This window comes from Mycobacterium sp. THU-M104, assembly GCF_049197365.1.
GTDB lineage: Bacteria > Actinomycetota > Actinomycetes > Mycobacteriales > Mycobacteriaceae > Mycobacterium.
Window position 1 is genome coordinate 1 of sequence record NZ_JBMIOP010000036.1, and the last position, 11,526, is coordinate 11,526.

At 69.2% G+C, this 11,526-nt stretch carries 10 protein-coding genes and 1 pseudogene; 9 read left to right on the forward strand and 2 right to left on the reverse strand.

Going from position 1 to position 11,526, the window contains the following annotated elements; translation table 11 throughout:
• The first annotated feature begins 156 nt into the window (after positions 1-156).
• Positions 157-537: a DUF427 domain-containing protein gene (locus ACOJVU_RS03535; protein WP_421528516.1), complete on the forward strand. Its 381-nt coding sequence runs from the start codon at positions 157-159 to the stop codon at positions 535-537.
• Here ACOJVU_RS03535 and ACOJVU_RS03540 read toward each other — a convergent pair.
• Positions 531-929, reverse strand: a complete 399-nt coding sequence (locus ACOJVU_RS03540; RefSeq protein WP_421528517.1) for a nuclear transport factor 2 family protein — start codon at positions 927-929, stop codon at positions 531-533. The genes ACOJVU_RS03535 and ACOJVU_RS03540 overlap by 7 nt on opposite strands.
• A 68-nt stretch (positions 930-997) precedes the next feature.
• On the opposite strand from ACOJVU_RS03540, the gene ACOJVU_RS03545 reads away from it, so the two are divergent.
• Both ACOJVU_RS03545 and ACOJVU_RS03550 read left to right on the forward strand, forming a co-directional pair.
• Positions 998-1,909 (forward strand): DNA-3-methyladenine glycosylase family protein, encoded by a 912-nt coding sequence (locus ACOJVU_RS03545; RefSeq protein WP_421528518.1) that lies wholly within the window; start codon positions 998-1,000, stop codon positions 1,907-1,909.
• Positions 1,910-1,987: 78 nt separating this feature from the next.
• Complete coding sequence (locus ACOJVU_RS03550; RefSeq protein WP_421528519.1) at positions 1,988-2,530, forward strand: Dps family protein; 543 nt, start codon at positions 1,988-1,990, stop codon at positions 2,528-2,530.
• Between the two features lie 14 nt (positions 2,531-2,544).
• On the opposite strand, the gene ACOJVU_RS03555 is transcribed toward ACOJVU_RS03550, so the two are convergent.
• Positions 2,545-4,557 (reverse strand): chloride channel protein, encoded by a 2,013-nt coding sequence (locus ACOJVU_RS03555; protein WP_421528520.1) that lies wholly within the window; start codon positions 4,555-4,557, stop codon positions 2,545-2,547.
• A gap of 292 nt (positions 4,558-4,849) precedes the next feature.
• Between ACOJVU_RS03555 and ACOJVU_RS03560 the strand changes: the two genes are divergently transcribed.
• The 6 genes and pseudogenes from ACOJVU_RS03560 to ACOJVU_RS03585 form a co-directional block, all read left to right on the forward strand.
• On the forward strand, positions 4,850-5,821 hold the full coding sequence (locus ACOJVU_RS03560; RefSeq protein WP_421528521.1) for a class I SAM-dependent methyltransferase: 972 nt from the start codon (positions 4,850-4,852) through the stop codon (positions 5,819-5,821).
• Between the two features lie 40 nt (positions 5,822-5,861).
• Positions 5,862-6,803, forward strand: a complete 942-nt coding sequence (locus ACOJVU_RS03565; protein WP_421528522.1) for a class I SAM-dependent methyltransferase — start codon at positions 5,862-5,864, stop codon at positions 6,801-6,803.
• Between the two features lie 133 nt (positions 6,804-6,936).
• Positions 6,937-8,370, forward strand: a complete 1,434-nt coding sequence (locus tag ACOJVU_RS03570) for an aldehyde dehydrogenase family protein (protein WP_421528523.1) — start codon at positions 6,937-6,939, stop codon at positions 8,368-8,370.
• Positions 8,371-8,412: 42 nt separating this feature from the next.
• Positions 8,413-9,273, forward strand: a complete 861-nt coding sequence (locus tag ACOJVU_RS03575) for an SDR family oxidoreductase (RefSeq protein WP_421528524.1) — start codon at positions 8,413-8,415, stop codon at positions 9,271-9,273.
• Between the two features lie 21 nt (positions 9,274-9,294).
• Complete coding sequence (locus ACOJVU_RS03580; protein WP_421528525.1) at positions 9,295-10,263, forward strand: NADPH:quinone oxidoreductase family protein; 969 nt, start codon at positions 9,295-9,297, stop codon at positions 10,261-10,263.
• Between the two features lie 155 nt (positions 10,264-10,418).
• Positions 10,419-11,435, forward strand: a pseudogene (locus ACOJVU_RS03585) (DUF222 domain-containing protein); the annotation flags it as partial.
• Positions 11,436-11,526: the final 91 nt, after the last annotated feature.

Below are 11,526 nucleotides of genomic sequence, written 5' to 3' on the forward strand. Positions count from 1 at the left end.
ACTGTGCTCAGCGCTACTTTTTTCGCGTTTCGGCGCTGCCACCGCAGTCTCGACACCCCAGCGAACGGGCCCGACGGATTAACGGGCAAGACCACTAATCGCGCCTAGGCTCGGTGGGGGCCGTGCACCACGCACACTCGCCAGGAGGTAACGACCATGAGCCACCCCGAAATCAAAGAGCCCAGCGCCGGGCACCCGATCACGATCGAGCCCACCCCGGGGCGGGTGCAGGTGCGCGTCAACGGCGAGCTGATCGCGGACACCGCCGCGGCGCTGCAGCTGCGCGAGGCCAGTTTGCCTGTCGTGCATTATATTCCGATGGACGACGTGGTCACCGAAAAGCTGATCCGCACTGACACCAGTACCTACTGCCCCTTCAAGGGCGAGGCCGGCTACTACAGCGTGAGCACCGGCCCCGGGGACACCGTCGACGACGTGATCTGGACCTACGAAAAGCCCTACCCCGCCGTCGCGGCCATCGCCGGACATGTCGCGTTCTACCCCGACAAGGCCGACATCAGCGTGTCCGCTCAGTAGGGGACCCACCCCGGCATCGCCGCGGCCTGCGCGCGGGTGTCGCTGTAGAGGCGCATCGAGACGATCAGCCCCTCGCGGGTGTCCACAATGCACACGAACGGGCTGTCGTAGGCGATTCCGTCGGTGGTGCCGGTGGCCTGCGCCTCCACCACCACCGTGTCGCCATCGTTGACGCAGCGCACCAGGTCGACGGTGACTTCGAGGTCGCGTTTGCGCCGTTCGATCGCTCGCCGGAACGTCTCCTTGTCGCAGGACGTGCGGGTATACAGGGTCCAATAGGTGAAGTCGTCGCTCAGCAGCGAGAAGCCCTCGTCCAGATCGCCGCCTTCGCTGGTGCTCTGGAAGAACATCCAGGCCAGTTCGCCCTGCGGATCGTCGAACGGCGTCGTCACATCGCAATACTGTCCTGGGGACGCTCGACGGTCAATCGAGCCGGCGTCGCCGGGATCGGAGGAAACACGTGCGAAGCGAGCGCACCGTCGCGTTCCCGGGGCCGCTCGACTTCACGACCACCCTGGCCCCGCTGCGGCGAGGGCCCGGGGACCCGTGCTTCCAGGTCATGGGCGACGGCACCGTGTGGCGGGCCTGCCTGCTGCCCGCCGGCCCCGTCGCCGCCCGGATCGTGCGATCGTCGCCGAACTCGGTGCACTGCGTGGAGTGGGGCGCCGGGGCGCCGCAGTTCGTCGAGATGCTGCCCGCGATGCTGGGCGCCGACGACGACGCCTCGGACTTCGTGCCGAGCGACCCGACGGTCGCTGCCGCGCACCGACGGGTCCCGCACCTGCGCCTGGGCAGCACCGGTCAGGTCCTGGAAGCCTTGATCCCGGCCGTCATCGAGCAGCGGGTCCCCGGCGCCGACGCATTCCGGTCGTGGCGCCTGCTGGTGTCGCGGTACGGTACGCCGGCCCCGGGTCCGGCGCCGCCCGGCATGCGGGTACAGCCCCCGGCCGAGATCTGGCGCGGCATCCCGTCGTGGGAGTTCCACCGCGCCAACGTCGACCCGCGGCGCGCGCAGACGGTGGTGTCGTGCGCGCGCCGGGCCGACTCGCTGGAACGTCTGGCGTCGCGCCCGGCGGCGCAGGCGCGTGCGGCACTCACCTCGCTGCCGGGCGTCGGGGTGTGGACCGCGGCCGAGACCGCGCAGCGGGCGTTCGGTGACGCCGATGCGCTGTCGGTGGGCGACTACCACGTGTCGAAGATGATCGGCTGGACGCTGCTGGGCCGCCCGATCGACGACGCGGCGATGCACGAGTTGCTGGAGCCGATGCGGCCCCACCGCCATCGGGTGGTCCAACTGCTGTATGCCAGCGGGCTGGCCCGCGAACCGCGCCGCGGGGCGCGGCTGCCGGTGCAGCACATCAGCGGACTGTGATGCGCCGGGATTACCCACGGGCCGGGTCGGGTACCCGCCGGGGAACGTGACCGTGTGCGAACGCAGGGGAGAAATCGAATGACACAGTTCACCATTCCGGGACTGACCGACACGCAGGGGGCGCGGCTCGCCGAACTGCTGCAGAAGCAGCTGAGCACCTACAACGATCTGCATCTGACGCTCAAACACATTCACTGGAACGTGGTGGGCCCCAACTTCATCGGGGTGCACGAGATGATCGACCCGCAGGTGGAGGCGGTGCGGGGCTACGCCGACGAGGTCGCCGAGCGCATCGCCGCCCTGGGGGCGTCTCCGCAGGGCACGCCGGGGGCGATCGTCAACGACCGCACGTGGGACGACTACTCGGTGGGGCGCGACTGCGTGCAGGCCCATCTGGCGGCGCTGGACCTCGTCTACACCGGCGTGATCGAGGATCTGCGCAAGGCGATCGACGAGACCGGGGAACTCGATCCCGTCACCCAGGACATGTTGATCGGCCACGCCGCGTCGCTGGAGAAGTTCCAATGGTTCGTGCGGGCGCATTTGGAGAGTGCGGGCGGCACGCTGACGCACGAGGGTTCTTCGAGCGAGCGCGACGCCGCCCGCAGCGCCCGCGGCTGACGCGGCGCCGACGGTCAGGCCCCGTTGTCGGACGCGGCAACCGAACGCTCGGGTGCGTCGTTGGTCGGTACGAGGATGTTGACCCGGTCTCCGGGCTCCAGTGCGACGGCGACGTCGGCGTCCATCAGCTGGCGCTGGTGGACGACCGACACCGGGTAATGCCCAGGCGGCCAGTCCAGTTCGCCGAGGTTGCGCCCGACCGCGGCCGAGTTCGGACCCAGGGTGTACTCGACGATGCTATATCCGGACAGCTGGCTGCGCGGATCATGTTCGGCCGTAATCGCTTTCGGGTCGGCCCATTCGGCGGCCTGATGGCTGGCCGCGATGTCGGGATAGGAATCGGCCAGGTGCGTCGCCACCGCGCGCAGCACGTCCTGGTTGGTCAGCCAGCCCTGGACGCGCCGCTCGTCGGTGTCGATGACCGGCAGCCCGTCGCGGCCGTAGAGGACCAGCTGCCGCAACGCTTGGGCCAGGCTGTCGTTGGCGAACAGTGCCTGCGGATGGCGCACGCGGGTGACCGGCCCCAGCCCTGACGTCCAGTCCTGATCGTCGGGGTGTGTTCCGCCCAGGTCCAGCGGAACGGTGAACGGGTGCATGGCGTCTGCGGCGGTCAGGTGGGCGAATGCGTGGGTGGGCGTCGGACGGTCGATGTCGATGCCGCGGCGCAGCAGCTTGGTGGTGTAAATGGTGCCGTAGGACAGCGTCCGCGACACCGTCGTGCCGACGGCCACGGCCAGCATGACCGGCAGGGTCAGCGTGAAGTCGCCGGTCATCTCCACGGTGCTGGCCAGCGCGGTCAGCGGGGCTCGCGCGGCCGAGGCGAACACTGCGCCCATGCCGACGATCGCGTAGAGCGCGGGGTTGCCGGCCGCCGGGCCGATCAGCTGGTGGACGACCATGCCGAACGCCATGCCGGAGGTTGCCCCGATGAACAGCGAGGGCGCGAAAACCCCGCCCGAGCCGCCGATGCCGATCGTCAGCCCGCACGCCACCATCTTGCCCGCTGCCAGGATCATCAGGAACCACAGCGCGTAGTGGCCGGCGAAGGCCGCGTACATGACGGGATAGCCCACCCCGTACAGCTGCGGCACGGCGAGCAACAGGAGCCCGAGCACGATCCCTCCGACCGCGGGCCGCGCCCAGTCGGGCCGCTGGCCCCACACCCGGTCGCACAAATCCTCGGTCTTGTACAACAGGTTCTTGAAGACGATCCCGATCAGCCCGGCGAGCGCCGCGAGCGCCGCGATCAACAGGTAGTTGGCGATGTGGTCGAGCCCGATGCCGGCGGGTAGCCGGGTCAAAAACGGTGCGGCGCCGAAGAAGACGCGGGCGATGACGTCGGCGACCATCGACGAGAGCATGACCGTGAAGATCGCCTCGACCGAGAGTTCCCGCAGGATCAGCTCGACGGCGAAGAACACCCCGGTGATGGGGGCGTTGAAGGTCGCCGAGATCCCGCCGGCGGCGCCGCAGGCCACCAGCACCCGCAGCCGGTTCTCCGGCATCCGGACCCACTGGCCCATACTCGACGCCAGGGCCGCGCCGATCTGCACGATCGGCCCCTCCCGGCCGACCGAGCCGCCCGAGCCGATGCACAGCGCCGACGCGAGCGCCTTGACCACCGTCACCTGTGGGCGGATCCGGCCGCCGTTCTCGGCCACGGCGATCATGACTTCGGGCACTCCGTGGCCTCGGGCCTCGCGGGCGAAGCGGGCGATCAGCGGGCCGTACAGCAGTCCGCCGAGCGCGGGGACGGCGACGAAGAACCCGACCCCCAGCCACGGCAGGTGGCCGCTGCCCACCCAGCCCTGCTGGCCGAACTCGTCATGCCCGGTCGCCAGCCAGGTGAAGCCGAAGATCAGGTACCGAAACCCCACCGCGCCGATCCCGGCGGCCATCCCCACCGCGACCGCGATGCAGAACAATCCGAGGCGGCTTGCGCGCAGCCAGCCGGCGAACCGCCCCGCCGCGTGGGAGAGAATGCGCGGGCCCCGCGCGGAATCGGTGGCGGTCTTGCCCTGCGCCATTCGACGCCACCCTCTCTGTCGTGGGCCTTGCGACATTCGACAATCACCGAGCAGGCGCGCCACAAAGATCATCCGCTCCAGCAACTGTTGCACTATAAATTAGCCACGCCGCACAACACTGCGGCGCAGCTCACACCCTGGGCCGCGGAGCCGCGGCTTCGCGGGGGAGGGGTTCCCGGTCGTCCGGGCGTTCGCCGGCGTCGGCGCCGCCGACGGTGGGCCGCCGCCAGGGCAGTGACATCGCGCACAAGCGCATAGCTTGCCTAACTTATTCGCGTATGCTGGACTGGTCATGACTGAACTCGACGACTACTCCTCCGCAGGGTCCTCGTCGGAACCCGCGCCGCCCACTTCGCGACGGACCGCGGGCGACTCCTGGACAATCACCGAACTCGTCGGTGCGACCGCATTGGGGGTTGCTGCGTCCCGGGCGGTGGAAACCGCCGGACCCGATCCGCTGATCCGCGACGAATTCGCCGCACTGCTGGTGTCGTCGGCGGGCCCGGCCTGGGCCCGGCTGGCCGACCCCGATTTGACCTGGCTCGACGGTGACGAACACGGGCGGCGAGTGCACCGCCTCGGCGTCGACTACCAGGCCGTGCGCACCCACTTCTTCGACGAGTACTTCGGCGGGGCCATGCGCGCCGGGATCCGCCAGGTGGTGATCCTGGCGGCCGGACTGGACTCCCGGGCCTACCGGCTGGACTGGCCGGCGGGCACCGCGGTCTACGAGATCGACCAGCCCAAGGTGCTCGAGTACAAGAGCGGAATCCTGGCGTCGCACGGCGCCGCCCCCACCGCCCGGCGCTGCCCGGTGCCGGTCGACCTGCGCGACGACTGGCCGGCGGCGCTGCGCGAGGCGGGCTTCGACTCGAGCCGTCCGACCGCCTGGCTCGCCGAGGGCCTGCTCCCGTATCTGCCCAGTGACGCCCAGGACCGGCTCTTCGAGATGGTCACCGTGCTCAGCGCGCCGGGCAGCCGGATCGCCGTCGAGGCGTTCGGCCTGAATTCGCGCGCCAACACGCAGCGGTGGCTGCGCATGCGCGAGCGCCTCGGTCTCGACGTCAACGTGCAGGCGCTGACCTACCACGAGCCCGACCGTTCCGACGCGGGCGAGTGGCTGACCGGGCACGGCTGGGCGGTGGACGCGGTCAACAACCGCGACGAGATGGCCCGGCTGGGCCGACCGGTACCCGAAGACCTGGCCGAGGAGGCCGTCAGCAGCACGCTGCTGCGCGCACGCCTCGGCGCGCCGTCCGACTGAACGTCAAACCCGCCAAGAACGCCAAGCAGAGGAACGCCGCATGAGCTCACTACGCACCAACGACGACACCTGGGATATCAAGACCAGCGTCGGCTCCACCGCGGTGATGGTGGCCGCGGCGCGGGCCGTCGAGACCGAGCGGCCCGACGCGCTGATCTGCGACCCGTACGCCAAGTTGCTGGTCGGCAACTCCGGCGCGAACGTGCTCTGGGAGAAGATGCTCGACCCGGCCGTCGTGGCCAAGGTCGAGGCGATCGATGCCGACTCGGCCGCCCACCTGCACCACATGCGCAGCTACCAGGCGGTGCGTACGCACTTCTTCGATGCGTACTTCACCGAGGCGATGGCGGCCGGGATCCGGCAGGTCGTCATCCTGGCCTCGGGACTGGACTCGCGTGCCTACCGGCTGGACTGGCCGGCAGGCACGACGCTCTACGAGATCGACCAGCCCCAAGTGCTGGACTTCAAGTCCACGACGCTGGCCGACAACGGCGTCACGCCGTCGGCCGACCGCCGGGAGGTCGCCATCGATTTGCGCCAGGACTGGCCGGCCGCGCTGCGCGAGGCGGGCTTCGACCCCGCGGCGCCGGCCGCGTGGCTGGCCGAGGGGCTGCTGATGTACCTGCCGGCCGACGCCCAGGACCGGCTGTTCGCGCAGGTCAGCGAGCTCAGCGTGCCCGGCAGCCGAGTGTCCGCCGAAACCGCGCCCGTCCACGCCGAGGAGCGGCGCCAGCAGATGCGTGCGCGGTTCAAGAAGGTGGCCGACGAGATCGGGCTGGAAGAGACGATCGACGTCGGGGAACTGATGTACCGCGACGAGGACCGCGCCCATGTCGCCGACTGGCTCAACGAGCACGGCTGGCGGGCCCGGTCGCAAGCCGCCGTCGACGAGATGCGCCGGCTGAACCGCTGGATCGCGGGCGTCCCGTTCGCCGACGACAAGGGTGCGTTCTCCGACTTCGTGACCGCGGAGCGTGTGTAGCGTCTCGCACCGGGACGCCGGGCAGGCGTTCAGATCCTTCCTATTGCTCTCCCAACCGGATGGCTAGGATCGCGGGTATCACCGATGAGCGGCCCGCGCGACCTCGCGGCTCCTTCGCTCAGGAAGGACAACGATGACCACCGAATCGGTTGTACCGAAGACACCCGCATCCACCAACGGGGGCCCATCCGCCGCGCCCGTCGACGTCGCCGCAACGGTCGACCGGCTCCGCAAGACCTTCGCCACCGGGCGCACCCGCGACATCGCGTGGCGCCAAAGCCAACTGCTGGCGCTGCAGAAAATGATGGAGGAGAACGAGGCCTCCCTCGCCGCCGCGCTCGCCGACGACCTGGACCGCAATCCGTTCGAGGCGTACATCGCCGATATCGCGACGACCGCGGGCGAGGCGAAGTTCGCGGCCAAGAACCTGCGGCGCTGGACGCGCCGCAAGCAGGTGCTGCTCGAGTTGGCGCAGCTGCCGGGCCGCGGCTGGATCGAGTACGAGCCGTTCGGGACCGTGTTGATCATCGGCGCCTGGAACTACCCGTTCTACCTGACGCTGGGGCCCGCGGTCGGCGCGATCGCGGCGGGCAACGCCGCCATTCTCAAGCCGTCCGAGATGGCCCCCGCATCCTCGCACCTGATGGCCGAGCTGGTGCCCCGCTATCTGGATCGCGACGCGATCGCGGTCGTCGAGGGCGACGGCTCGGTGAGTCAGGCGCTGATCGCGCAGGGCCTGGACCGGGTGATGTTCACCGGCGGGACCGAGATCGGCCGCAAGGTCTACGAAGGGGCGGCGCCCCACCTGACACCGGTCACCCTGGAGCTGGGCGGCAAGAGCCCGGTGATCGTCGCCGCCGACGCCGACATCGACGTCGCCGCCAAGCGGATCGCCTGGATGAAGCTGCTCAATGCCGGGCAGACGTGCGTGGCGCCCGACTACGTGCTGGCCGACGTGAAGATTCGCGACGAGCTGGTGGACAAGATCGGCGCGGCCATCACGAAGTTCCGGTCCAAGGAGTCTGCCCCCGGAATGAAGATCGTCAACCAGCGCCAGTTCGACCGGCTCAAGGGCTACCTGTCCGGCAAGGACGGCAGGGTCGCCGTCGGCGGTGACTGCGACGCCTCGACCCTGCGCATCCAGCCGACGGTGGTGGTCGACCCCGACTTGGACGGGCCGCTGATGTGCAACGAGATCTTCGGGCCCATCCTTCCGGTCGTCACCGCCCAAAACTTGGACGACGCAATACATTTCGTGAATGCGCGGCCCAAGCCGCTGGCCGCCTACCTGTTCACCAAGTCGCGGGCCACCCGGGAGCGGGTGATCAAGGAGGTGCCGGCGGGCGGCATGCTGGTCAACCACCTGGCCTTCCAGGTGTCGACGGCCAAACTGCCCTTCGGCGGGGTCGGCACCTCGGGGATGGGCGCCTACCACGGCCGCTTCGGGTTCGAGGAGTTCAGCCACCGCAAGTCGGTGCTGACCAAGCCCACTCGGCCCGACCTGTCCCGCTTCATCTACCCGCCCTACACTGAACGGGCGTTCAAGATGGCCCGAAAGTTGTTCTGACATTGACGTTTTAGCCCCTCTCAACCACTCGAAAGGAACCTGATGCCCGGAGTGCAGGATCGCGTCGTCATCGTCACCGGAGCGGGCGGAGGTCTCGGGCGCGAGTACGCCCTCACCCTCGCCAAGGAGGGCGCCAGCGTCGTGGTCAACGACCTCGGCGGAGCACGCGACGGCACGGGCGCCGGGTCCGCGATGGCCGACCAGGTCGTCGACGAGATCCGCGCGGCGGGGGGCCGGGCGGTGGCCAACTACGACAGCGTCGCAGACTCCGCCGGCGCGGCCAACATCATCAAGACCGCGATCGACGAGTTCGGCGCCGTGCACGGTGTGGTGAGCAACGCCGGGATCCTGCGCGACGGCACGTTCCACAAGATGACGTTCGAGAACTGGGACGCCGTGCTCAAAGTCCACCTCTACGGCGGGTACAACGTGCTGCGCGCCGCATGGCCGCATTTTCGCGAGCAGAGCTATGGGCGGGTCGTCGTCGCCACCTCGACCAGCGGGCTGTTCGGCAACTTCGGCCAGGCGAACTACGGCGCGGCCAAACTCGGCCTGGTCGGCATGATCAACACGCTGGCCCAGGAAGGGGCCAAGTACAACATCCACACCAACGCGGTGGCGCCGATCGCAGCCACCCGGATGACCGAGGACATCATGCCCAAGGAGGTGCTGGAGAAGCTTACGCCCGAGTACGTCGCACCGGTGGTGGCCTACCTGTGCACCGAGGAGTGCGCGGACACCGCTTCGGTGTTCATCGTCGGCGGCGGCAAGGTGCAGCGGGTGGCGCTGTTCGGCAACGAGGGCGCCAGCTTCGACAAACCCCCGTCGGTGCAGGACGTCGCCGCCCACTGGGGTGAGATCACCGACCTGTCGGCGGCGAAAAAGGCGGAATTCAAGCTGTAGCGGCCGTAGGGGCCTGGGGCCGTGAAGGCCTGTGTCGTCCAGCGCTTGTCGGGTCCGTCCGGTATCGCCTACACCGATATCGACGAGCTCGCCGAGGATCCTGACCACGTCATCATCGACGTGCGGGCGGCCGGGGTGTGCTTTCCGGATCTGCTGCTGAGCAAGGGCGAATACCAGCTGAAGTTGCCGCCTCCGTTCGTTCCGGGCATGGAAGCCGCCGGTGTCGTGCATTCGGCGCCGGCGGGTTCGGGTTTCACAGTGGGTGAACGGGTTTCGGCGTTCGGCATCCTGGGTGCCTACGCGGAGCAGGTCGCCGTTCCGGTGCCCAACGTGATGCGCAGCCCCGCCGAACTCGACGACGCCGAGGCGGTGTCGCTGTTGGTGAACTACAACACGATGTATTTCGCGCTGGCCCGCCGGGCCGCAATGCGGCCGGGTGACACGGTGCTGGTGCTCGGCGCGGCCGGCGGGGTGGGGACGGCGGCGATCCAGGTGGCCCGGGCGATGGGCGCGAAAAAGGTGCTGGCGGTGTTGCACCGCACGGCAGCAACCGACTACGTCTCCTCGCTGGGCGCCGACCTGGTACTGCCCCTGTCCGGCGACTGGGCCGCCGAGGTGCGCGCGTACACCGGCGGCCGGGGCGTGGACATCGTGGTGGACCCCATCGGTGGCCCGGCCTTCGACGACGCGGTGCGCGTGCTGGCCATCGACGGCAAGCTGCTGGTCATCGGTTTCGCCGCGGGCAGCATCCCCACCGTCAAGGTGAACCGGTTGCTGCTGCGCAACGTCAGCATCGTGGGGGTGGCGTGGGGCGAGTACCTCAACAAGGTGCCCGGCTCTGCGGCGCTGTTCTCCTGGGGGCTTGAGCAGCTCGTTCGTCTGGGTCTGAAACCGCCCTCGCCGCAACGGTATCCGCTGTCAGAGGCGCAGGCGGCGCTGAAGTGTTTGGCCGACGGCGGGGTGCTGGGCAAGGTGGTGTTGGAGCCGTAGGCTGCGGGGCGGCCGCGCCGAGATTGCCGTGCGGGCTGTGCCTTCAGCGCTTGGCACGACCATGGCGGCAACCTCGTCGCCAGTGCGGGGGTTGTGGTGGCCGCGGCATGGATCGGCGGCCGGGGGTCGTCGGTGCCTGCTGCTTTGATGGGGTCATGTGCTTGACCGCTTCGTTGACCGCGTCGTTGGGATCGGGGGCGATTCCCCCGAAGGAGCGTTTGGCGGTGTTGTTTGACGAGTTGTCGGAGTTGGCGGGTCAGCGTAATGCCCTTGATGGGCGCATCGTGGAGATCGCCGCGGAGATGGAGCGTGACGAGTTGTGCGGTGCCACCGGCGCGCGGTCGGTGGCGGCGTTGGCGGCCTGGAAACTCGGTGTGTCCTCGACGAATGCGCATACGATCACCACCGTGGCGCGGCGGGTGGAGGAGTTTCCGCGCTGCGTGCAGGGCCTGCGGGAGGGCCGGCTGTCGTTGGATCAGGTCGGGGTCATTACCGCGCGCGCCGGGCAGGGATCCGATGAGCATTACGAGCAGTTGGCGCGTAGCGCCACGGTCAACCAGTTGCGCACCGCGGTCAACCTCGAGCCGCGCCCCGAACCCGACCCGCGCCCGCAGCCCTCGATCACCAAAACCACCGGCGAGGAGTTGACCTGTTGGCGGATCACACTGGGGCATCTGGATGCGGCGACGTTCGACGCCGCGCTGGGCGCGCATCGGGATGCGCTGATCACCGAGTACAAACACGACCGCGGCGACGGCGAGTGCCACGCCGAGGGCGCGCCGCCGATGCCGGGCACCCTGGAGGCGTGTCTGCGCCTGGTCGAGACCGGCTGGGATGTCGAGGCCACCCGCCGCCCCCACGGGCAGCACACCACGGTGGTGGTCCACCTCGACGTCGCCCAGCGCGCGGCTGCGCTGCATCTGGGCCCCGCACTGACCGGCGCCGAACGCCGATACCTGACCTGTGATGCCACCTGCGAGGTCTGGTTCGAACGCGACGGCCAGCCCATCGGCGCCGGCAGGGCCGCGCGCACGATCAGCCGGCGGCTGCGCCGCGCCCTCGAGCACCGCCACCGGACGTGCGCGGTCCCCGGCTGTGGCGCCACCCGCGGTCTGCACGTCCACCACATCCGGCACTGGGAAAACGGCGGTGCCACAGAGTTGGCCAAGGTTAGATGTTTCAGTCGTTTTAGCGTCAGCTGGTGACAAAACTAGCTGGTAGAAGCGATGATCGGGTCCCTGTGTTGTTTGAGACATCTGAGAT